This is a genomic window from Desulfosarcina sp. (genome assembly GCF_046496365.1).
Taxonomy (GTDB): Bacteria; Desulfobacterota; Desulfobacteria; order Desulfobacterales; family Desulfosarcinaceae; genus Desulfosarcina.
Genome location: NZ_JAWOHB010000117.1, coordinates 12,788 through 35,485 on the forward strand (window position 1 = coordinate 12,788; position 22,698 = coordinate 35,485).

The 22,698-nt window shown below is 55.4% G+C and carries 23 protein-coding genes; 6 read left to right on the top strand and 17 right to left on the bottom strand.

Translation table 11 applies throughout. The annotated features are described in order from the left end of the window. Window positions 1–54: 54 nt before the first annotated feature. The 6 genes from R6V78_RS10600 to lon all read right to left on the bottom strand — a co-directional run bounded on the left by R6V78_RS10600 (window position 55) and on the right by lon (window position 5,569). Window positions 55–792: an ATP-binding protein gene (locus R6V78_RS10600; protein ID WP_410289331.1), complete on the bottom strand. Its 738-nt coding sequence runs from the start codon at window positions 790–792 to the stop codon at window positions 55–57. Between the two features lie 24 nt (window positions 793–816). Next, entirely contained in the window at window positions 817–1,017 is a 201-nt protein-coding gene (gene rpoZ, locus R6V78_RS10605) for a DNA-directed RNA polymerase subunit omega (protein ID WP_410289332.1), read from the bottom strand. Between the two features lie 14 nt (window positions 1,018–1,031). Then, complete coding sequence (gene greA, locus R6V78_RS10610) at window positions 1,032–1,499, bottom strand: transcription elongation factor GreA (protein ID WP_410289333.1); 468 nt, start codon at window positions 1,497–1,499, stop codon at window positions 1,032–1,034. 199 nt (window positions 1,500–1,698) lie between these two features. Then, a complete protein-coding gene (locus R6V78_RS10615) occupies window positions 1,699–2,367 on the bottom strand; it encodes a phosphatidylserine decarboxylase family protein (protein WP_410289334.1) in 669 nt (222 codons plus the stop codon). 89 nt (window positions 2,368–2,456) lie between these two features. Beyond that, the gene (gene tsaB / locus R6V78_RS10620) at window positions 2,457–3,143 is read right to left on the bottom strand and encodes a tRNA (adenosine(37)-N6)-threonylcarbamoyltransferase complex dimerization subunit type 1 TsaB (protein WP_410289335.1); all 687 of its coding nucleotides are present in this window, start codon (window positions 3,141–3,143) and stop codon (window positions 2,457–2,459) included. Beyond that, complete coding sequence (gene lon / locus R6V78_RS10625) at window positions 3,140–5,569, bottom strand: endopeptidase La (RefSeq protein ID WP_410289336.1); 2,430 nt, start codon at window positions 5,567–5,569, stop codon at window positions 3,140–3,142. The genes tsaB and lon overlap by 4 nt, the downstream gene beginning before the upstream one ends. A gap of 147 nt (window positions 5,570–5,716) precedes the next feature. On the opposite strand from lon, the gene R6V78_RS10630 reads away from it, so the two are divergent. Further along, window positions 5,717–6,493: a prepilin peptidase gene (locus tag R6V78_RS10630; protein WP_410289337.1), complete on the top strand. Its 777-nt coding sequence runs from the start codon at window positions 5,717–5,719 to the stop codon at window positions 6,491–6,493. 127 nt (window positions 6,494–6,620) lie between these two features. Here the strand turns inward: R6V78_RS10630 and R6V78_RS10635 are convergent, their stop codons facing one another. From R6V78_RS10635 to R6V78_RS10655, 5 genes are all read right to left on the bottom strand, one after another. Next, entirely contained in the window at window positions 6,621–8,951 is a 2,331-nt protein-coding gene (locus R6V78_RS10635; protein ID WP_410289338.1) for a putative nucleotidyltransferase substrate binding domain-containing protein, read from the bottom strand. A gap of 207 nt (window positions 8,952–9,158) precedes the next feature. Continuing rightward, complete coding sequence (locus tag R6V78_RS10640; protein WP_410289339.1) at window positions 9,159–10,010, bottom strand: P-loop NTPase; 852 nt, start codon at window positions 10,008–10,010, stop codon at window positions 9,159–9,161. 110 nt (window positions 10,011–10,120) lie between these two features. Next, window positions 10,121–10,537 carry a DUF134 domain-containing protein gene (locus tag R6V78_RS10645; RefSeq protein WP_410289340.1) on the bottom strand — a complete coding sequence of 139 codons (417 nt, stop codon included), beginning with the start codon at window positions 10,535–10,537 and terminating at the stop codon, window positions 10,121–10,123. A 113-nt stretch (window positions 10,538–10,650) separates the two neighbouring features. After that, the gene (locus tag R6V78_RS10650) at window positions 10,651–11,100 is read right to left on the bottom strand and encodes a hypothetical protein (RefSeq protein ID WP_410289341.1); all 450 of its coding nucleotides are present in this window, start codon (window positions 11,098–11,100) and stop codon (window positions 10,651–10,653) included. 59 nt (window positions 11,101–11,159) lie between these two features. Next, window positions 11,160–11,846, bottom strand: a complete 687-nt coding sequence (locus R6V78_RS10655) for a LysM peptidoglycan-binding domain-containing protein (RefSeq protein ID WP_410289342.1) — start codon at window positions 11,844–11,846, stop codon at window positions 11,160–11,162. 459 nt (window positions 11,847–12,305) lie between these two features. Between R6V78_RS10655 and R6V78_RS10660 the strand changes: the two genes are divergently transcribed. Beyond that, window positions 12,306–12,557: a cytoplasmic protein gene (locus tag R6V78_RS10660; RefSeq protein ID WP_410289343.1), complete on the top strand. Its 252-nt coding sequence runs from the start codon at window positions 12,306–12,308 to the stop codon at window positions 12,555–12,557. A gap of 15 nt (window positions 12,558–12,572) precedes the next feature. Next, window positions 12,573–13,772: an aminopeptidase gene (locus R6V78_RS10665; RefSeq protein WP_410289344.1), complete on the top strand. Its 1,200-nt coding sequence runs from the start codon at window positions 12,573–12,575 to the stop codon at window positions 13,770–13,772. Window positions 13,773–13,790: 18 nt separating this feature from the next. On the opposite strand, the gene R6V78_RS10670 is transcribed toward R6V78_RS10665, so the two are convergent. From R6V78_RS10670 to R6V78_RS10680, 3 genes are read right to left on the bottom strand one after another with little or no spacing between them, the layout of a single operon-like run. Next, a complete protein-coding gene (locus R6V78_RS10670; RefSeq protein WP_410289345.1) occupies window positions 13,791–14,288 on the bottom strand; it encodes a bifunctional nuclease family protein in 498 nt (165 codons plus the stop codon). Beyond that, window positions 14,278–15,699 (bottom strand): tRNA (N6-isopentenyl adenosine(37)-C2)-methylthiotransferase MiaB, encoded by a 1,422-nt coding sequence (miaB, locus tag R6V78_RS10675; protein ID WP_410289346.1) that lies wholly within the window; start codon window positions 15,697–15,699, stop codon window positions 14,278–14,280. Before miaB ends, R6V78_RS10670 begins: the two co-directional genes overlap by 11 nt. 33 nt (window positions 15,700–15,732) lie before the next feature. Further along, window positions 15,733–16,011, bottom strand: coding sequence for a DUF4911 domain-containing protein (locus R6V78_RS10680; RefSeq protein ID WP_410289347.1), 279 nt, complete (start codon window positions 16,009–16,011; stop codon window positions 15,733–15,735). Between the two features lie 142 nt (window positions 16,012–16,153). On the opposite strand from R6V78_RS10680, the gene recJ reads away from it, so the two are divergent. The 3 genes from recJ to R6V78_RS10695 all read left to right on the top strand — a co-directional run bounded on the left by recJ (window position 16,154) and on the right by R6V78_RS10695 (window position 19,484). Further along, a complete protein-coding gene (gene recJ, locus R6V78_RS10685) occupies window positions 16,154–17,872 on the top strand; it encodes a single-stranded-DNA-specific exonuclease RecJ (protein ID WP_410289348.1) in 1,719 nt (572 codons plus the stop codon). Between the two features lie 176 nt (window positions 17,873–18,048). Then, window positions 18,049–18,468 (top strand): hypothetical protein, encoded by a 420-nt coding sequence (locus R6V78_RS10690; RefSeq protein ID WP_410289349.1) that lies wholly within the window; start codon window positions 18,049–18,051, stop codon window positions 18,466–18,468. A gap of 8 nt (window positions 18,469–18,476) precedes the next feature. Beyond that, on the top strand, window positions 18,477–19,484 hold the full coding sequence (locus R6V78_RS10695; RefSeq protein WP_410289350.1) for a ribonuclease Z: 1,008 nt from the start codon (window positions 18,477–18,479) through the stop codon (window positions 19,482–19,484). A gap of 2 nt (window positions 19,485–19,486) precedes the next feature. Here R6V78_RS10695 and mqnC read toward each other — a convergent pair whose 3' ends face one another. From mqnC to R6V78_RS10710, 3 genes are read right to left on the bottom strand one after another with little or no spacing between them, the layout of a single operon-like run. Beyond that, the gene (mqnC, locus tag R6V78_RS10700) at window positions 19,487–20,560 is read right to left on the bottom strand and encodes a cyclic dehypoxanthinyl futalosine synthase (RefSeq protein WP_410289351.1); all 1,074 of its coding nucleotides are present in this window, start codon (window positions 20,558–20,560) and stop codon (window positions 19,487–19,489) included. A gap of 26 nt (window positions 20,561–20,586) precedes the next feature. Then, window positions 20,587–21,378: an MqnA/MqnD/SBP family protein gene (locus tag R6V78_RS10705; RefSeq protein ID WP_410289352.1), complete on the bottom strand. Its 792-nt coding sequence runs from the start codon at window positions 21,376–21,378 to the stop codon at window positions 20,587–20,589. Next, window positions 21,375–22,457 carry a CofH family radical SAM protein gene (locus R6V78_RS10710; protein ID WP_410289353.1) on the bottom strand — a complete coding sequence of 361 codons (1,083 nt, stop codon included), beginning with the start codon at window positions 22,455–22,457 and terminating at the stop codon, window positions 21,375–21,377. The genes R6V78_RS10705 and R6V78_RS10710 overlap by 4 nt, the downstream gene beginning before the upstream one ends. Window positions 22,458–22,698: the final 241 nt, after the last annotated feature.

Sequence of the window (22,698 nt, forward strand, 5' to 3'; positions counted from 1 at the left end):
TTGCACAAGCTGAGTGTAAACATCAATTTTCAGTCGAATCGAAAAGAAATCAAACTATCGCTGCTTCAATAGATATGCCATCTTCACATGACTCATGGACCGGTAAATATTGCCCTTGATCTTGCGGTTGCTTCGATAGAGTTCCTCCAGCATGATTTTGATTTCCGAACGTTTGGTAGCGCCAGCCGACGGGCACGGGTTGCTGAACCGGGGAAACCGCTGCGTCCCGGCAAAACGCAGGATGCTTTTTTCATCAACCATCGCCAGGGGGCGGATCACGACAAATCGACCGCCGAAAAACTCCTGGCGCGGCACCATGGTGCTGATCTCTCCAGCATAACAGATATTTAGAAAGAGCGTTTCGATAACGTCGTCTTTGTTATGCCCCAAGGCCAGCTTGGCGCATCCCAAGTCCCGGGCAATTTCAAACAGCCGTTTGCGCCGCAGCCGGGCACACAGAAAACAGGGGTTCTCCCGGTTTGCCGGACTGTGAGCGACAATTCCATGGTTGGTCCGGTCAACGGTGAGGGCAAGGTTCAACTGCCGGCAGGTGTCCGCCAAACCGTCCTCAAATCCACCTCCAAAACCGGGATCCACATAAATGGGGAACAGTTCGTAGCGAACCGGTACCCGCCTGCGCCGTTCGGCCAGGGACCACAGCAGGGTCAGGCTGTCCTTGCCTCCGGACAGCCCCACCGCGATTCGATCTCCGTCACTGATCATGTCGTAGCGGTGGATGGCCTTTGCAATCAGCCGGTTCAAAACCTTGTATGCGTGGCTGTGCCGAGACAACGCGAACGCTTCCGGATTAACCGGTTATTGCTCGGCGTCGGTCTTTTCAACGACCTTTCCGGCGGCAATTTCACGCAGGGCAACCACAATGTCCTCATTTTTCGGCGAACTGACCAGGTATTCGGAGCCTTCACGAATTTGCCTGACCCGCGATGCCGCCATATGAACCAGCTTAAAGCGGTTGGGTACCTTCTCCAGACAATCTTCAACGGTAATTCTTGCCACAGTATTCCTCCGGTTTACAATATTTCAACGAGTTCGTAGACACGCTTGCCCCCCGGTGCATTGAGGACAATCTCCTGGCCGGGTTTTTTACCGATGATCGCCTTTCCCAGCGGAGAGGTAACTGAAATACGGCCCTTTTCAATGTCGGATTCTTCCGGGCCTACCAGCTGGTATTCGACATCCTCACCGGTTTCCACATTTTCAAGTACAACCGTGCAAGCAAATACGGCCCGATCTTTGGGCAGGTTGTCCACTTCGATAATTTCTGCATTTCCCAGTTTGTATCCCAGTTCGCTGAGTCGGCCTTCGATGAAGGCCTGGCGTTCCTTGGCGGCGTCATATTCGGCATTTTCGCTGAGGTCACCATGGGAACGCGCCTCTTCAATGGCCCGGATAACACGGGGCCGTTCAACGGATTTAAGGTATTCCAGCTCTTTTTTAAGCGTCTGGTACCCTTGTCTGGTAATGGGTATTCTTTCCAATGGACGACTCCTAGACGATGTTCGTTTTCCATTTTTTGCCCGGTGGCAGAAAAACAGATCCCCACGGCACATGCCATTGGGGAATGAGGGGGTTCAAGATTGATTCCAACCCGCGGCAAGCCGCGTGGAGCGCGCGCGCTGTCGCGGTTCAAACGAAAGGGATGCCTCATCCGACCTTTTCAGATTAAAGCCGATAAAACTACCATCTGCCCAGTATGCTGCTGCCTGCCTGAACCTTTTGGCCCACAGCTACCGCTATTTCGGTTGAGCGCGGCAAGTAGATATCCAATCGTGAACCGAAACAGATCAGGCCGAATCGCTGACCCCGTTTGATAACGTCACCGGGTTGCACCGTGCAGATGATCCGGCGGGCCACCAGCCCGGCAATCTGCACAAACCCCACCTGCTTTCCGGACGGGCCCTCCAGCAGCAGGGCGTTGTGTTCATTTTCCTTTGACGCCTTGTCCAGATTGGCCGAAAAAAACTTGCCCGGATGGTAGCGCACCTGCCGGATCGTTCCCTCGTGGGGTATCCGGTTGACGTGAACGTTGAAAACGGACATGAAAACACTGATCCGGTAGCATGGCGCATTATAGTAGGGCGTCTGCTCGATGGATTCCACCTTGATCACCTTGCCGTCGGCCGGGGAGACGACAATCCCCTCACCGGTGGGAATCAGCCGGTCCGGATCCCTGAAAAAACAGCAGACGCAACCGGTGGTGAACAGTCCCAGAACAGCCAGGGGACCGACGCCGAGCAGGGCAAATACGACTGTAACAAAAATCGATGCGTAAATAAATGGATATCCTGCCTTGGCCACCGGAAATGCGGTCTGGCTTGGCGGATCGGACCAGTTCAATGAGGTCATATTCTTCTCCACCGGCGCCTATGCCATCCGGTTAAAGACTTTTTAGAAACCTTTTAGCGGGTTACCTATATCCAATGCATCGCGCCGTGTCAACAGCTACCCGACAAATGAACCTGAGCGTCTGATTTGCGAACATATTCCGGCAGCAAGGTATCGGTACAGTCGACGTCCTGACGGCTGAACCGCCTCATGGCCAGCATCCCCACCGATCCGGCCCGAATTACGTGCTGGGTCGGATCGCCGAAACGAATGCCTGGGCGGCGTGACTGTAAAACCTCCCGGTAAAGCACCGCCCCTGAACCGACAACAATCGCATCTTCAGGCAGCAGCGCGGCAGTTGCTTCAGGTGCATCCAGCGCTACCGCCATTGCCGGCTGGAGATTTCCCATGCCGCAACGGAAGCTGGCGTGGTAGATTTCACCCCGGCGTGCATCGATCATGGCGACAACCGTGCAATTCAGCTGCGCGAATGGAAAAGCCAGCGCCGCCAAACTGCTGACCCCCACCACCTGAGCCCCAGTAGCGACGGCCAGCCCTTTAACCGTACTGATGCCGATCCGCAACCCGGTAAAGGTTCCCGGACCCGTGGTGACGGCGATCCCATGGATATCCTCAGGGTAAAATCCACTGCCGCTGAGGATGGCGTGGATGGTAGACAGGAGATGCCGGGAGTGGGTTTTTCCAGCCGTGTATACCGCTTCCGCCATCAACCGGCCCTCCCTGATCAGGGCAACACTGCAGCCGGCCGTGGACGTATCGACGGCAAGAAGGTTCATGGTACGCGCTTGCCAGCAGGTTTTTTTTTCGCCTTGATCGGCTTTTTAACCGGCGCCGGCTCCAGAGCGATCGTCAGCACCTCGTCCATATTGCGCACGGGAACAAACTTGAGCTTGCGTTTGACGTTTCTGGGGATCTCCATGAGATCCTTTTTATTCTTTTCCGGAATAATCACCGTATTGATGCCTGCACGCAGCGCACCCAGTGCCTTTTCCTTGAGCCCGCCGATGGGTAGTACCCGCCCACGCAGGGTGATCTCCCCGGTCATGGCCACATCCTTGTTGACCGGTCGTTCAGTCAGGGCAGAAATCAGCGCCGTGGCCATGGCAATGCCTGCCGAGGGGCCGTCTTTGGGAATGGCGCCGGCCGGCACATGAATGTGGATGTCCCGATTGTCGAAAATCTCATCCTTGACCTTGAACAACTCTATGTTGGCCCTGGCATAGCTCAACGCCGCCCGGGCTGACTCCTGCATCACCTCGCCCAGTTGGCCGGTAAGAATCATCTCCCCTTTGCCGTTGATCAAGGCGGCCTCCACGTAAAGCACCTCGCCTCCGACCTGGGTCCAGGCCAGACCGGTGGAGAGTCCCACCTGACTTTCCTCCTTGTCCATCTCCGGAAAATATTTGGGCGGTCCCAGGTATTTTTCCAGGGACTGGCGGGTCACCTGAAATGGACCGGTCTCCCCTTCTGCAATTCGCCGGGCCACTTTGCGGCAGAGGGTCCCCAACTCCCGTTCGAGGTTGCGCAGCCCCGCCTCCGAAGTATACTCGTTGATAACCTGGACCAAAGCGCCTTCACTGAAGTTGATCTGACGGGGCTTAATGCCGTTTTCCTTGACCTGCCTGGGAATCAGATGGGTTTTAGCGATGGTTTTTTTTTCGTCCTCGGTATAGCCGGACAAGTTGATGACTTCCATGCGGTCCAGCAGTGCGGAGGGGATCGTGTCCGAGATGTTGGCGGTCAGGATAAACATGACCTTGGACAAGTCAAAGTTGAGATTGAGGTAATGATCGCTAAACTCCGAATTTTGCTCTGGATCCAGCGCTTCAAGTAGTGCCGATGAGGGGTCGCCGCGGAAGTCGGCGCCCAGCTTGTCGATTTCGTCCATCATGAACACCGGGTTATTGGAAGCGGCCTGTTTGAGCCCCTGGATGATCCGCCCGGGCAGGGCGCCAATGTAGGTGCGGCGGTGGCCGCGGATCTCGGCCTCGTCCCGTATGCCGCCCAGTGATATGCGCACGAACTTTCTTTTCATCGCGTTGGCAATGGCCCGGCCAAGAGATGTTTTGCCCACACCCGGGGGGCCTACGAAGCACAAGATGGGGCCTTTGGTCTGAGGATTGAGTTTGCGGACGCTCAGGTATTCCAGAATGCGGTCCTTGATCCGGTCCAGGCCGTAGTGATCCAGGTCCAGGACCGCTTTGGCCTTTTTTATGTCGATGACATCGGCTGTTGATTTGCTCCAGGGCAGTTCAACCATCCAGTCCAGATAGGTCCGCACCACCGACGATTCAGCTGAATCGGGATGCATTTGCTCCAGTCGGCGCAGCTGCTTGTCGGCCTCCATCTTGGCGTCCTGGCTCATCTTCGCGCGTTTGATCTTGTTTCTGTACTCTTCGATCTCCTGGGAGCGTTCATCCAGTTCACCGAGTTCCTTATGGATGGCACGGACCTGTTCCCTGAGAAAATAATCTTTTTGGCTCTTGGAAATTTCGTCCTTCACCTCGGACTGGATTTTCGCCTGCATGGCAGACAGTTCGACTTCGTGAAACAGCAGGTCATTGACTTTTTTAAGGCGCTGAAAGGGGTCGATGATTTCGATGATGGCCTGGGATTCGTCAATTTTCAACCGCAGGTTGGAAGCCACGAGATCTGCCAACCGTCCTGGATTTTCAATGCTGGTGAGAATGGATCCCACCTCGCTGGTATACTCGCCCCGCAAGGTGAGAATTTTCTCGGAATATTCCCGCACGTTGCGCATCAGCGCCTCGGTTTCCAGATTCACGTCCGAGGATTCCGGCTCCTCGATGAGGTCGATTTTTACCCGAAAAACCGACCGCCGACGCACATATTTGGTGATCCTACCTTTGGCGATTCCCTGAACCAGTGCCTTGACGCGCCCGTCCGGCAGTTTGAGCATTCTTAGTATCCGGCTCACGGTGCCAATCTTATAGATCTCCTCGGGTTTGGGATTTTCGATGCTCGGGTCGACCTGGGTGACGACGAACAGGTATCGGTCCTTGGCGATCGACTCCTCGATGGCGTTGACCGACTTTTCGCGCCCGACAAACAGGGGCAGCAGCATATCCGTAAAAATAACCACATCCCGAACCGGCATCATGGGGAGAATTGTCGGAATTGTGGATTCCGGATCGTCCTCTTCAATTATACTGATCAGGTCGTCCTTATCTGTCTCGCCCATCATTACTCCTGGAAATTTCAATGTCCGCGTTCATCCACGGCCCGTTGATATGGGCCTTGTATCAAAATGTGTTTTATAATAAGTCTTAATTTTTTTTTGACAATGCCGCGCGGGTTCTTTTAGGAAGCGCACATCGAACTGACAGTTATGACCACGACCCTGCCCATAAACATTCTGGCTTTCATTTTCGGCGCCTGCATTGGCAGCTTTTTGAACGTCTGCATCTACCGTATCCCGGCAGCCCTGTCCATCGTTCATCCGGGTTCGAGCTGTCCCCGCTGCAAAACACCGATTCCCTTTTACGACAATATCCCCATCGTCAGCTACCTGCTGCTCATGGGGAAATGCCGCAGCTGCAAAACCCCCATCGCCGTCCGCTACCCGTTGGTGGAACTATTGGGCGGGCTCTTGGCCATGACCTGCGCCATCTCTTTCGGCCCCAGCTTGCACGGAGCGGTCGCCTTTGTCTTTACCGCCACCCTGGTTGTGGTGACGTTTATTGACATAGACCACCGGATCATTCCGGACGCGATCTCGCTGCCGGGAATCCCGATATTCTTCCTGGCCGCCTTTGCGGTACCCACCGTCACCTGGCAGGCCAGTGCCATCGGCATTGCGGCGGGCGGCGGAAGTCTTTTCACCGTGGCATGGGTATATCAGACCATTACCGGCAGGGAGGGTATGGGCGGCGGGGATATCAAACTGCTGGCCATGATCGGCGCCATGATCGGCTGGAAAGGCATCCTGTTCACCCTTTTCGCCGCCTCAGCCATCGGCACCCTGGCTGGCGTACTGGCCATGATCCAATCCGGCAAAGGCATGCGGCTGGCCATTCCCTTTGGCCCCTTTCTTTCCAGTGGTGCGATTCTCTACCTTTTTTTGGGCGACGCCATCATATCCTGGTACCTGAATATGCTTGCATAGGCGCATTCGGACCTCAGAAATCCCTTGTGCGCTTACCGGAAAGCGAGCAGGCGGGTAGGCTGTCCGGCGTTAAATCCACTGGGCTGCATCCTGATCAATTTAGGCCGCAGCTAAGGATTTGAACCGGTCAGGCAATGCCGATAAATTCAAAATTCATCCGCGACTGGAATTTCTCAACCCGTTTGAAAATTTCCTTTAGCATGGTCTGTTCGATGTGGGTGAGTTTTTTCGGATTGATGTAATTGTCCGGCTTGATGCGTTCATCGATGACAGCAGTGATCTGCCTGACAAACCGCAGTTGCATGAGAAAGCTGTACGCTTTTTCGAGCTCTTCATATTCCTGCTGGGAAATGACCTTCTTGATCCTGAGTTGATCGAGCCGCTCCAGCGTATTGGTCTCTTCGATGCCGTTTTTTAGTGCATAGACCCGGGCGAAGTCGACGATGGGCGTCATGGCGCTCTTGATGTCAAAGGCATTGCGATGTCGGCCTTTTGATTCCACGACAAAATTACGAAAAAAACCCAACGGCGGCTTGAAATTGAGTGCGTTTTCAGTCATGTGCCGAAAAAACCCGGACCATCCGTCAAGGGCAGTGAACAAATGTTGTCTCAGTTCAACAATCAGCGCCTCCTGGCCATACCCGTGGCTGAAATCAAAAAAAATACTGGCCTGCAATAGGTCTTCGGCTTCGGCGGCGTGAATCCAGTCGCTGAAATAGGCCTTCCACCGGCTCAGCGGTTGGCACCACTGTGGGTTTTTGGCCATGACGCCGCCGCTGCAAAAATCGTAGCCGGCCTGATCCAGCAATGTACAGGCTCTGTCGGCAAGCTTGCGAAAATAGCTCTCAACCGATTCGGCGGCGGCCGGTTTCGGGTCGCGGTAAATGATGGCATTGTCCTGGTCGGTCCTGAGGGTTTGCTCCTGACGCCCTTCGCTGCCCATGATCATGAACACGAAAGGCACCGGCGGCGGGCCGGCTTCATCAAGGGCAAAAGACATGATTTTTTTTAAAATTGAATCTGCAACCGCCGTGATAAAACGGGTCACATTTTTGGCTGTCGCGCCGTTATGGATCAGGCTTCGCACCAACCCGGTTACCTGCTGATGCTTTTCGATGATCTTGTCCATGTCCGGCGAAATCTGAATTTCGCGCAACAAAAAAAGCGGGGACTGCCCTTGGTATGCCAAAATATCCTTGTTGGAAAGCATCCCGACGATGTTTTCGTTTGCATCCACCACGCCCACATGCTGGAAGTCCTCCTCCATCATGGTCATCATGGCCTCGAACACCAGAGCCTTGTCAGATATCGTGCGCAGCGGCGCAGACATGATGCTGCCCACCGGCTTGTCGATGGGATAACCGCGTGCGATCACCTTGCGGGACAAGTCCTTTTCGGTAACAATGCCCACCTGTACGGGATCAGTCGCACGTATGAACGCATAGCTGCTCTTCTGGCGCGCCATGACACCGGCAGCCGCCTGGATCGAGACGTCGGCCTCGCAGAATACCGGATTGCGGGAATAAATCTGAGACAAGGGCTGATTGAAAAATTGAAGGTTGTCCTCCTGGGGCCTGAGGGTTTTGGCGATAATCGCCGCATAGGATCGGCTGAGCATCCGTTTTCCGAAGGTGTCGGAAAAAAAGTCGCAGAAGGCGGTGTGTCTCCGGCACAGATCTAAAAACACCTGGCTGGGCAACACCCAGAAGGCTGAGGGTTCAACGACTTCCATGGTGCGAACGGACAACCCGTCGTTCAGGAGCATGGAAATACCGCCATAGATATCCCCATCGGAAAGAAATTCCCGCATTTTTTTCTGGCCGTTTTCTTGATAGTACCGCTCGGCTGCGCCTTTTTGAAGGATGTACAGATAACCGACCCGGGTCTTGCCTTGAACAAACAAAACCGTTTCTTTGGGGTAGGTGATGTGTGAAAGTGATTTGGCGGCACAATCGATTTCTTCTTCCGGCAAAAAGGTAAACGGATCAACCCCGGCAAGGAAGAGTCGTGCCTGGGCGACTCGGGTAATGGCATCCAGTGATTTATCGAACATGTTCTGGCTGAAATTAACCAGAAAGTACTCATAAAACGCCTTGTTTTTGGCGCACAATTCCATGACGACGGTATCCGGGATGGAGATGGCGGTGACTTCGGTATCCACCTTTGTCGTCCGCAGGGAATTGCCGGCGTTCAGCATGACCGATATTCCGCCGAACACTTCTCCTTTTTTGATATATCCGGTCAGTTCCTGCCGGCCCTTATCATCCTGATAGAGGGACAGCTGGCCCTTCATGATCACGAGTACATTTTCGATGCGTGTCTTTCCCTGAATGGAAACCGAATGCCCTTTGGGAAGGTGGATGATGGCTGCTTTGGAAACAGCCAGGTCCAGCTCATCTTTGGTGAGAAATGAGAAATGGGGCATGGTTGAAAGATAGTCGAGAATGCCTGGTTTCATCGGATCATTCCCTTGGGCAGCAAAAGCGTCCTAAGAATGCGCTTCAAAATGAATTACTGCGGCAGGAGCTCACCCGTTTAAGCTGCAGCTGCATCCGATGCAGGCCTTGAAAGGGTGATAAAGGATCGCAGCAGGATCCCCGCCGATCTTTTCCCGCGCCATCTGCACACTGTTTTAGATGGCCCGGAAAAGGACTGTTGGATCGAATCATCCGGCAGCAAGCAGCCCGGCCATTTTCTGGGCAATGGCGTCGAAGGCCGCCGAGACGGGAGATTGTCTGTTTAGCTGTAGATAGGATACGCCTGCATCCCCGCATTCCACCATTTTCTGATCGAAGGGTATCTGGCCCAAAAAAGGTATTCCAGCGGCAATGGCGGTTTTTTGGCCGCCTCCGGAGCCGAAAAGATCGATCCGTGTGTGGCAGTGCGGGCAGGCGAATCCACTCATGTTTTCAATGAGTCCGAATATTTCCATCTTGACGGTTTTGCAAAAATTTATGGATTTCCGGACGTCCGCCAGAGAGACTTCCTGCGGTGTGGTGACAATGATGGCCTTGGCATCGGAAACAGTCTGGGCCACGGTCAAGGGTTCGTCTCCTGTTCCCGGCGGTGCGTCGATGACCAGGAAATCGAGGTCACCCCATTCCACATCCCCAATAAACTGCTGGATTGCGGAGTACTTGACCGGACCACGCCAGATAATGGCTTCATCCTTCGTTGACGTCAGTGACTCGATGGAGACCGCACTCAGGTTCTTGGAATAGCCAATGGGGTTGAGTTTACGGTTGGGTCCCAGCGCCAGCATTCCTGAAAGCCCCAGCATTCTGGGTACATCCGGACCATGCAGGTCCACATCCATGATCCCCACCCGGTGCCCCAGGCTGGCCAACGCCAGAGAAAGATTCACGGCGGTGCTGGTTTTTCCGACTCCGCCCTTCCCGCTCATGACGATGAATTTATGTTTGATGCGCGCCAGTGCACCTTTTACGTTCGCGTCCCTCGCGGCATTCGGGTCGGCTTTCTGTTTGGCTGCATCCACACTGCTTTGAATTTGTACCATGTCTTATCTCCAGATCGAGTCGTCAGGGGTACACGATGACCGGTGGTTCGACCGCAAGGCTGCTGCAAGGCGCACAACCGTCATATCGAAAACCCGGTCGACGGGTTGGTTCAAGCGCCCAGGAAACGGTGAAAATCGTCCTGGCCGCATGCGGGACAGGCTTCGGGCCTGCCGGTTCCCAAGGGCTCATTCCACTGGTTGTTGCATTTCCGGCAGGAGAACTGGCGCTGCTCTTCAACCATTTTGTAGTTGCCGCCATCGACCCGGATGGCTTTTCCGTTAATCAGCGCATCGGCTACCGTCTGCCTTGCCTGGTGAAGGATTCGACCGAATGTGGCCCGTGAGACACCCATGCACTGTCCGGATTCCTCGTGGGAGAGCCCATCCAGATCAGCAAGCCTCAGCGCTTCGCGTTCATCAACAGTAATACACACCTCGGCAAGGTCAACCATGGGGATTCCCCGTGGCTTGAAATAACTGATTTTAGGATTGAACGCCACGAGCCTGTCTTTTCTGGGTCTTCCCATGCGCCCTCCAATAAAGCATATGCCCAATTACGAGCTGTTATTCTTTCAGCCTACCCTTGTCAAGCCGCTTCTGCGTGAAGGGGAATGCCATGGGCACCCTCAAAACCCAACGATCAACGGGGCCGCTTGGGTCCTGTTTCCGGGCCGGGGGTTTCCCCGGGTTCCATTTTCGGGTCGACCTGGGTGAAATAGTCTCGGGAATCTTTGACGAAAAGCCAGTAGGTACCCATGATCGTGAACAATACAACGGAAACACAAAGAAGTGTTGAAATTTTATTGTGGGGGGTGACAAAAAAATAAACCAGGTCATTGATTACAATAAAAAGGGTTCCAACCACGACCAGCGCGCGGGCCCATTTTTTTATGAGAAAAAGCAGGCCGCATAAACTGAGGCTGACAATCGCCATCTTCTTTATTTCAGGGCCTGAGCCATCCAGGGCGCCCTCAGCCCAGAAAAGAGAATAAATAAAAATCGGATGGCAGACCCAAGCGACGACCAACATGCCGAAACTTTTTTTGAAACTGGCCGGAGATGCGCGGAAACGGCTTAAATAATCATTCATAGAAGGCTCTGTTTCTCCATCGGTTGCGTTCTCAGGGGATAACCGTTCACCCGCCATGGTCAGCCGCCCGGCGAACTCACCGTAAGCGTCTGGCCGATATGAATTACCGCCCCTTCAGTCAATTTGTTGATGGATTTAAGTTCCTCAACGGTCAGGTTGTAGCGCCGGCTGATGCTGAAAAGCGTATCGCCGGCAGCTACGGTGTGCGTTTTCACCGCTGCCGGCTTCTTGACCTCAGGCGGACTGGACTGGGTCACCTTCGCCACGGGCGCCTTTTCAAGTTTGGCGACCTTTTGCAAGGTTTCATCCGTTTTCTTTTGCAGTGCGTCCAGACTCATGGCCAAGTGGTCCATGCGCAGCGACATGGACGCTTCCGAACGATCAAACCGGGTTTTAAAGGTTTCAAAAGCCTTGGCCTGTTCCCAGATGTGGGTCACTTTTTCATCCATCCTGTCGGTCTTTTCCAGCCGCAGTTCCAACTGTTCGATTTTCTGTTCCAGCTGCTTGATGCGTGCCAGGTCAGAGGACTCGTTGATATTGGAGAAAAGAAGCAGCACCAGCAGCACCACGCCGGCAACAACGGCGATACCCAGCCCCCAGTAGAGATAGCGCACCGGATTGCCGGACAAGATGGCACTCTTCTTCAAGCCTTTTTCCTTGAAAGCGGAATAGCCGTCATCGGCGTAATAGGGATCACTCTTTTCGGGATCTGCACCTTCGCCAGCGTCTGTATCTTTCCACTTCATAGCCGTGCCTCCACCGCATCCGTTGACCCAGTTGTGACCGGTTGATAAATGCCCAATGAATTTACTCCTCTATAAACCAAAAAGGTGATTGACATCAACCCCAATTCCGCTGTTTCGCAACGGCCCATGCGCATGGTTACCCTCAGCCAGGACCGCACAGGAACATTTGGGATCCGGTGACCATGCTTGCGCTGTGTTGAACCGCGATAGCGAGCGCACTCCCCGCTGCTTGCGGCGGGGTTAGCGAGCGAATCAAAAAATAGACAGTATTCCTTTCGGTCGAAGATTCCTCGCAGCTTGCTGCGAGGTTCTTCAATTGACCCTACCCGCTTGATGTTTCCAAGGAAAAATCGCTATGAATACTAATTGTGGCCATCTTGTCACCTGTGCATGTTGACCGCGACGCGCTTTTCAATTATTGTTTTTTTCAATTTTCCCCTCAACCGGCAGGAAACGACCATGGCTGACCATTCACACCGTTTTATCGAAGATTTCGAAGGTTTTATCGGATTCGGGCTTAATCAGGAATCCGACATGGACACCGTGATATACTATCTCCAGAAATTTTCAGACGATCAATTGATGGCGCTGCTCAGGAACCGGTTGACCCACGAAGAGCGCCAAACCATTTTCGATCTGGTTTCAGGCATTTTGCACAAACACCTCTCGGAGCCTGAATACCACCGCTATTTTCTAAAAGACAACCACTGACCCGTTGGAGGCGAGATGCTCAACGACATCCAGCTGAACCGCTATGCGGACGTATTGCTCTGGGGACTCAAAACCGCACGCAGCCGGCCCTTCAAGAAAGGGGATATCGTTTTGCTGCGATTTAATCTGGACGCCCTCCACCTGGCGGAAATCCTTGAAAGCCGGCTGCTTGAAATGGGCATTAACCCCGTTTGCCGTATGAACCCCACCCCCAACATGGAAAAGCATTTCTTTGGCCTGGCCAGCCGCCGGCAGTTGATCTTCAATCCACCCGGGGAAACCGAGCTCTACCGCAGTCTCAATGGATCCATCTTTCTGCACGCCCCGGCATCCATTACCCATCTGAGCGCCATCGACCCGAAAAAAATCAGCCGGTTCACCCTATCCAAAAAATTATTGCGCGACATTCTCGAAGCACGTGAACAGGCCGGCCTTTTTTCGTGGACCCTGTGCATGCTTCCCACAGCGGAGCTGGCCCGTCATGCTGGATTGGCCGAAAAAGACTATGCCAAACAGATTGTAACGGCCTGTTTTTTAAACCGCCGGGACCCGGTGGCACACTGGAAGACGGTTCATAAACATGCCGCCACGATTAAAGCCTGGTTGAACCGCATGGCGGTGAAACACTACCATGTCGAATCCGCAGCGGTTGATCTGAAGATCACCCCGGGTGAATGTCGCCAATGGATCGGGATTTCAGGACACAACATCCCAAGTTTTGAGCTGTTTGTCTCGCCGGACTGGCGCGGAACCCAGGGAGTTTATTATGCCGACCAGCCTTCCTACCGCAGCGGCAACCTGGTCAGGGGGGTAAAGCTGACCTTCAAAAAAGGTGTGGCTGTTGAAGTCAGCGCAGAATCCGGCGCCGAATTCGTCAGGCAACAGCTGCAGATGGATCGCGGCGCATCCCGGCTGGGTGAATTCTCTCTGACCGATAAACGGTTTTCAAAAATCAACCGTTTTATGGCCAACACACTTTTCGATGAGAATTTCGGAGGCCGTTGGGGAAACTGCCACGTCGCGCTCGGCGCCAGTTATGCGGACACATATGGTGGTGATGTGCAGTCTTTGACCAAAGAACACAAAACCCGCCTGGGGTTTAATGATTCCGCACTGCATTGGGATTTGGTCAACACCGAAAAAAAACGGGTGGTCGCCCACCTCGCCGACGGGGTCCGGACGACGATCTATGAAAACGGGTGCTTTGTGTATTGAAAAACACCTGTCAGATCATCAGACTTTGTATTTACCGAAATCCTCCGGATTTAAATGCTCCAAGTATTCGGCCCACTTTTTGCCCTCTTCGCTGTCGTCGAGCGCCTCTCCGGCAGGCCTTCCCGCGCGTGACTTTTCAATGACCCGCTCATCCACAAAAATGGGGGCATGAAAACGCAGGGCCAGGGCAATGGCGTCGCTGGGGCGGGCATCCATGGTAAATGAACGCTCCTTGGAAGCGAAATGGATCTCGGCATAGAAGGTGTTGTCTTTCAAGTCGCAAATGTCGATCCGATTGATCTGGACATTAAGGACTTGGGTCAAATTCTTGAACAGATCATGGGTCATGGGCCGGTCAAAGCGAATATCCTGAAGGGCCGACGCAATTGAGGTTGCCTCCAGAAGCCCGATCCAGATGGGAAGCGTCTTGTCCCCTTCCTCCGTTTTTAGGAGAATGATCGGGGTATTGGATGCCGGATCCATTGCCAGTCCTGCAATATTAACTTTATGCAGCAACGGTGGTCTCTCCTTTTTCCGGTATGGCACCCGTCGCTTCGGGAATCAGTCTTCCCCATAGCGAGTGGGCATGGGTGCCTTCTATCATGATATCCGCAAAGGTCCCTGTCAACAGTTCTTTGTGCTTCAATAGCCCGTCGGGAACGGCAAAATGGATGATGTGATTGGAAGAAGAGCGGCCGTTCCACCTGATCTGAGTGGCAGCGATACCCGTTCCAGCGCCGTCGAGACCGCGGCTGGGGCCTTCCACAAGAATCTGCCGCACCTGCCCCACCAGAGCCTCGTGTTTCTCCTTGGTAATGCGACCCTGAAGATCCAAAAGTGCCTGAAGGCGCTCTTTTTTAAGTGCCTGGTCGATTTTTCCGCCAAAGGCGGCCGCCGGTGCCTGGGGCCGGTCCGAAAACATGAAGGCGAAGAGCCCGTCGTAGCGCACGGTTTCGATCAGGTCCAAGGTGGCCTGAAACTGGCGGTCCGTTTCACCGGGAAAACCCACGATGAAATCCGAGGTGATGGCGATATCCGGACATACCTGCCTTAGCTGATCGACCTTTTCCAGGTAGGCCTGGCGTGTGTATCGACGATTCATACGCTTTAAAATTTCATTGTCACCGGATTGCACCGGCAGATGAATGTGGTGGCACAGTTTTTCCAGACGGCCGAAAGTGCCAATCAGTTCCTCGCAAAGGTCCTTGGGATGGGATGTGGTGAAACGTATCCGACCTAGCGCTTCGATCGCGTTCACCCGCCCCAGCAGTTCGGCGAATGTACACAATCCCTCCTTGCTTCCGTAGCTGTTGACATTTTGTCCCAACAGGGTCACTTCCCGGACCCCCTGGTCCACACGCATGCGGATCTCTTCGATGATGCGATCCGGGTGCCGACTGGCTTCCCGCCCGCGTACATGGGGTACGACGCAGTAGGTGCAGTAGTTGTCGCACCCGCGCATGATGGTGACAAAGGCCGACACCTGCCCATCGGCCAGGGGGCCGGCAACCGGGCTGTCGCATTCGATGGTATCGGACATTCCCACATCCACGATGCGGCAACGGGAGGATTCGATGCGCCGCACCATCTCCGGGAGGCGGAAAATGGCGTGGGTCCCAAAAACCAGGTCCACATGGGGCATGCGTTTTAAAATTGCCTTGCCTTCCTGTTGGGCCACACAGCCTCCGACGGCAACGATCAAGGAGGGATTGGCCGATTTGATTTTGGCCAGACGTCCGAGAAAACTGAAAGCTTTTTGCTCGGCTTTTTCACGGATGGTGCAGGTATTGACAATAACCATGTCGGCCGATTCGATGGTATCGGCGCCGGTATACCCCAACGGTGCCAGCACACCTGCGATCTGATTGGCATCGTAAACGTTCATCTGGCATCCAATGGTGCTGATATGGAGCAGTTTTGACTTCATTGGAAAATATGCACCCCTTCCATTTGGTGTCCGTCACCCGCTGCTGACAACCAGCTGCCGGTTCAATGCTGCCGTCCGGCCGGTCAAGGAGGCCTCCTTGACCGGAACCACTTCAAATTGCCCTGCAAAGCTGTCCACAATGCCGTTGACCAAGTCCTCACATCCCGGTGCGATCACAATCCGCACGAGGGCAACATGCGGGTCCAGGGTGGACATGACCGCCACGTTGTCATAGGCCTCAAGAATGAATTTAACGAAACTGATCTGCCGCCGGTCTACCCGGTAGCAGCGTCGGGTTGTCTGCAATTTCACCTAACACCTGGCCCTTGTCATTGACAAGCCGAAACCGGCGGTCGCGACGGGAAACGCCTGGTCTGGATGGGTTTCCCTTTCTTTACGCAACTGGGGATGTTTCGGGCTTGTTCCCACCTCTGGAATAAGATATGCCCCTTGCATGAAAAAACAATGGCAGCTTTACAATCCTGACCCGGAAACGGTTGGCAAACTCTCCCACCAGATCGGATGCGGTCCATTGATCGCAGCACTTCTGGCCGTTCGCGGTATCCAATCCAATGCCCAGGCCACCCGATTCCTCAACCCCTCACTCAGCAGCCTTTCCCCGCCGCTGACAATGGCGGGAATGAGCGCTGCCGTCCAGCGCATCCACCGTGCCCTGGCAGCCGACGAAAAGCTGCTCGTATTTGGCGATTACGATGCCGACGGAATCACGGCCACAGCGATGCTGGTCGGCTTTCTCAGGCATTGCGGCGCACGGGTCGATTACTGCATTCCCCATCGGATTGCCCACGGCTACGGCCTGGGTACCGATTTCATCAACAACCGGGCGATCCCCGCCGGTGTCAACCTGATTATTACCGTGGACTGCGGCTCAGACAGCGGGGCGGCCGTCAGCCTGGCTCGCCAGGCCGGGATCCACACCATCGTCACCGATCATCACCCGGTCGACCGATTGCCCGAAGATGCCATCGCCGTAATCAACCCTACCCGGCCGGACTGCCCTGCGAATCTTGCCCATCTGGCTGGTGTGGGTGTGGCCTTTTACCTGTTAATCGCCTTACGGGCTCACCTGAGGAAAACAGGATTCTGGAATCACCGTTCGGAGCCCAACCTGAAACATTATTGCGACCTGGTGGCGGTGGGAACCGTCGCCGATGTCGCCCCGTTGATAAACGAAAACCGGTGTCTGACAGCCGCCGGCCTGCAACAGATCAATCGCAATGTGCGGCCCGGCATCGCTGCCTTGATGGCAATCAGCGCATCGCCGGACAAACCGGCGGATTCTGAAACCATCGCCTTCAGACTGGCGCCCCGGCTCAACGCAGCCGGCCGCCTGGTGCACGCCCGCATGGCCTGTGAGCTGCTGCTGGCAACAAACCAACCCAAAGCAGCCCGCCTGGCAAGAGCCCTTTGCCGGCTCAACAGCCGACGCCAGTCCATGGAAACCGATTTGCTTGAATCGATCCAGCATCAGTTGGCCGCCACGCCGGGTCATCTGAACAGCCCGGTTATACTGGTTCACGGCAACCATTGGCACGAGGGGATTCTGGGTATCGTGGCCTCACGCCTGACACGTCAGTTCAATCGGCCGGCAGTGGTGATCAGCACGCGCAACGGCAAAGGCAAAGGATCAGCCCGCAGCGTCGACGGCATCGACATGGCAGTGGCCCTGAGCAAATGCGCGGATCTTCTGGACCGTTTCGGAGGTCATCCCCTGGCGGCCGGCTTATCACTTCCGACCATCAATATGGCTGCATTCAAAACCCGGCTCGAAACGGTTGTCAGGCATCTATCGGTGAATCATGACGCCGATCCGAGGCTCTCAATTGATGCCCACCTGTCGTTGGATGACGTCACACCGGAATTGATGAACGCTCTGGAACGGCTGGGGCCGTTCGGTCAGGGCAATCCGTATCCGCTGTTCATGGATACCGGCGTGCGCGTGCATGCAAGCAAGGCCGTCGGCGACCGCCATCGTCGCATGATTCTGGAGAGCGGGACCGGCAGCGGCGGCAAACACCCGGCGATCCAGTTCAATGTCACCGGCGCACCCTTGGCGCCGGACCGATTTGAGAAAATCGCTTATCGCCCGCAATGGAATTACTGGAACGGGAAAAAAAACATCCAATTCCTGGTCGAAGATACCGATCCGTGAAGCCAACCCGGTTGCCTTTTCCTGCTTTACCGGGAAAAACCATTGTCCGTGACCCCTTGACGTCGATTTTTAAATCGGCGGCATACTTTTTTTTGCTTGCATTGGCCCTGATAACTTTTTTATAAGGAGCCATAGCGATAGCGCATGAACAATCCGTCAACAACAGGTGAGCACCCATGGCAAAAGTTTTCCGACCCAGCAACCGTGAATCCAGCATTCTGTCCAGAATAGAGTCCTCCAAAGAGCATGCACGGCGGGCGGCCATCAGTATGGTTAGGGAAGATCCGACCCGCTTCGCCAACCCCATTGCCATGAAACTGGTGGAAGAACACCTGGTGGAGACCACCAATAAAAACGCCCTGGAAGAGCAGATCGTCAAATGTCTGGAAACCCTTTCCCACGCCGATGAATTTGACGTGGACTACCAGATCGCACCATTTCGCAACCTGGTCCAGCAACCGAACGTCGTCAGCCTCTACCTGACCGCCTTCGTTATCGAAAAGCTGATCAACCATAAAGCGGTGGTGGACGTCTTCGGATCGGATGCAGATATTTATCTGTGCATCCATAAACAGGTTACCAAGCTCCTGCCCTGAGCCGTTGCATGGGTCCAGCCTTCCTTCCGCAGCTGGTCAACGGTCCTTTCGACGATCCAGCCCTTTACGTTCACTTCCGCCACCAAAACCGGGCAATGCTCTTCGACCTGGGCGATCTTGGCGCCCTTGCCGCCCGAGACATTCTCAAAATCACCCACATCTTCGTCACCCATACCCACATGGACCACTTTGCGGGGTTCGACCGCGTGCTGCGCCTTTTTCTGGGACGGGACAAGGATCTCTATCTTTATGGCCCCCAGGGTTTTCTGGCGAATCTGAGGGGCAAGCTGGCCGGCTACTGCTGGAATCTGGTCACGAATTACCACAACCGGTTCACGCTGCATGCGACCGAGGTTCACCGCGACCGGTCACTGTGCTGCAGTTTTCACTGCCGCAGCGGCTTTGCCGCCGACGCTGAAATCAGGGAAATCCCCTTCGACGGCGTCATCCTGGACGAGCCGGCCGTGACCGTCCACGCCGTGCACCTCGACCATGGGATTCCGGTTCTGGCGTTTGCCCTCGCCGAAGCATTCCACATCAATATCATTAAGGAATCGTTGGAACGCCTGGCCTTGCCACCGGGCCCCTGGCTGAACCGATTCAAGGCCATGCTTTACGGCGGGGTGGACCCGCAAACCAAGGTTGCGCTCCCGACGGCGCCCAGAACCAAGGCCAAAGATGACGTTTCTTTGGGAGAACTGAGCAAGGCCATCACGCGCATTTCACCGGGCCAGCGTCTGGCATATATTGCCGATGCAGCCGGTACGCCTGAAAACATCCGCAAAATGATCGCCTTGGCCGGCGGTGTGGATCGTCTGTTTGTGGAGGCGGCGTTTTCTCACAGCCACCGGGAAATCGCCCGCAAAAAACGCCATCTCACGGCCCGTCAGGCCGGTGAAATCGCCCGCGCCTGCCGGGTGAAGCAGTTCAGCCTGTTTCATTTCTCCCCCCGCTACTCAGACTGTCCGGAATTGCTGCAAGCAGAGGCAGAGAAAGCGTTCAGCGGGGACCTGTAGGCTCAGGGAGCCAAGGTTGCCTGTATCCGGTAATAAGAATCCCGTCTTGCAGGGGTAAAGCCGGCCCTGCGAATCATGGTGACGACAGTGTCCACGGTGGCCTGCCGGTCGTGGCCGGCCTCTTTATGGACATGTTCCTCGACCAGCACCCCGCCGAAGTCATCCGCCCCGGCCAGAAGGCCCAGTTGCCCGGCTGAGACATTTTCCGAAAACCATGACGATTGAATGTGGCTGAAATTATCCAGCACCAATCGGGCCAAAGCGATGATCCGTATGTATCTGGCGGGGTGAGCAGGGTGTTTCACCTGTTGGGCCAAGCGCGTACGGCCGGGCTTGAAAGACCAGGGGATAAAACTGGAAAACCCGTCGGTGCGGTCCTGAAGTTCTCGCAAACGAAGGAGATGGTCGACGATATCTTCATCCGTTTCAACATGACCGAACATCATGGTAGCGGTGGTCTTGAATCCGATCCCATGGGCTTTTTCACATACATCCAGCCATTGATCGGTGGTGGCTTTGCGCGGAGCAATAATTCTGCGGACCGGTTCGGTGAGAATTTCAGCACCACCACCCGGGATCGTCCGGATGCCGGCATCCCAGAGTGTCTTCAGCACCACCTCAACCGAACAGCCTTCGCGGCCGGCCATGAAAACGATCTCCGCCGGGCTGAATGGGTGAATGTGAACCTGCGGACAGGTGCGCCGTATGGCCTGGATGTAGGCCTGCCAGTCTCTTAGCCCCACCCGGGGATTGTGGCCGCCCTGGAGCAGTACCGTGGTTGCGCCTTTGGCAACGGCACGGTTGACTTTTTCCGCCACCTCCTGCGGACTGAGCAGGTATGCATCGGCGTCCCCGGCCTTGCGGCAAAAGGCGCAAAACAAGCAGCCGGTCACGCATATATTGGTGTAGTTGGGGTTGGTGTCCACTACAAAAGTGACCGTTTCATCCGGAAACCGCCTCACGCGTTCCTGGTGGGCCAGGTTCATCAACTCACCCATGGGCAGGTCGCCAAGCAGTTTCAGCGCCTGCTGCCGATCGCAGCGCTGTCTATTCTCCAATGCGGATCGTGTCGTCATGAATCTATCCACCTGATTGTGCCACCCTATCCGGCGTTTTGAAACAGCGGCGTTCTGCCGACCTGTTCAAATTCCTGAAAAAAACGTTCCTGCCCCCGGAGATCGCTGTCATCCAGACAGCGTCGGATGGCCTGAAAATAGCGCACAACCAGGTCAGGCGGGAGCTTCAAACGGTCTGCCGCTTCGGGAACGGCCCGGGCAACGAGCACGGATTCTTGATCTTTAAACTCGTCCAGCCACTCTAAAATGGCCGTCTTTACGGGTGCCGGGGCGTCTTTTCTTACCACCCATCGGGCGAACACAAAGGGCAGGCCATGCCAATCGAACCACACCTGTGAAAGATCGGTCACATGGTCGAATGGTTGGCCGGTTCCAGCCGCTGCACCCTTGATCAAGGCGCGATCGCCGATGAGAAGCTCCCCATCCGGCTCGCGGCCTTGGGTCGCCAGGTTCGGGAGCCGATCGAACCCGATGGTTCGACCCAACAGCAGAAAAAGCAGCCGAACGCTGGAAGCGGATTCACTGGTCAGCCGAAGGGTTTTCGGCGCCTGCATCGCTTCAAAAGGGCCATGTGAAAAAAAAAGAACGCTCATGCTGGGTCCCTTGGCGGCGATGCCGAAACGCCCTGCCGTCTCGACCATTCCGGCCAGCTGAGGCAGTCCGCCGACGGGGACGGCCGCCGCAGCGACCCTGCCCGTCAGCAGCGCTCCGATACTGGCGCGGGGCACCAGAGAAACGAAATGGCATCCCCGGGGTGCCGCCAATTGGCGGTAGGGGGCCATGTTGGTGTATGGAATCATCGCCACGGGCGCACTCATGCCGGCCTGCTCCGGGGTGAGAACCTGCCATCCCGCTCCACGGGAGTGAATCCGGCCGTATGGATGGTTTCGACCATCTTTTCACGGGCCAGCCCCACGGGTGTGGCCGCACCGGCCAGGTGGGCGATCTTCTCCTGGCTGATGGTGCCATCCATGTCATCCGCCCCCCAGCTCAATCCGGCCGCCCCGGTTTCCAGGCCGGTCATGGGCCAGTAGGATTTTAAATGCAAGATATTGTCCAGCAGCAGCCGCGAAATCGCCATAACGGTGAGGGTTTCCAGGGGCGTGGGCCCTTTTTCGATGAAATTGCCGGCACCCGGTTGAAAGGGCAGCGGGATGAAGCAGGAAAATCCGCCGGATTGGTCCTGGGCCCGTCTTAGGATCAGCAGGTGTTCGATGCGCTCGTCCCAGGTATCGCCGAACCCGAAAAGCATGGTCGCGTTGGTGCCGATCCCTTTGCTGTGAGCCAGTTGATGGATGCGCACCCAGTCGCCCGGGCTAGTTTTGTTTTTCCAGTGCCGTCGATAGAGCCGGTCGGAAAAAATCTCCGCGCCGCCGCCCGGCATGGCATCCATACCGGCTTCCTGGAGCTGGTCCAGCACCGTCATTGCGGACAGGCCGGCGGTTTGGGCGAAATAATCGATCTCTACGGCCGTATACGCTTTGATATGCAGGTCCGCAAAGCGGGATCGCAGCGATCTGACCAGTTCCAGATTTCTGTGATAGGGCCAGATCTGATTTAGACCGCCGACGATGTGTACTTCGGTGGGATTGAGGCGTTCGACCTGCTCGAAGATTTCGGATTCTTCCAGCACATAGGCATGCGGGGCATTTTTAGATGCCGCGTAGTTGCAGAAGGTACAGCCGCTGCCACAGATGTTGCTGGGGTTGATCTGCAGATTGAACACGTAGGTGGCCTGCCGGCCATAGCGCCGTTGACGGTTGGCCAGTGCCGCAGCGCCCAGTCGGTGAAGGCGGTCGGGAGTGACCGCTTCAGCCAGGCAATAGGCCTCTTCCCGGGAAAGCCGCTGGCAGCGGGCGCCTTTTTCCAGCGCCCCATCAAATACCTGGTTGCCCATCGCCATTGTTCCTGTCTGGACAGACCCTGTCCCAATCGCACCCCCTTCGCCGGGCATGCATGTGATGTTTATTTATGGGGCAGGCCGAGGGTCTTCCACATACGGTCCACCCGTTTTTCAACCTCCGGATCGAATTCAACGGGCTTGGGATATCCTGTTTTCCAGCGGGCGTCAATGGCAATGGGAAAATCGAAAATCAACCGATTGCCGGCCACCGTTCGACCGGCTGGATAGAGATCCG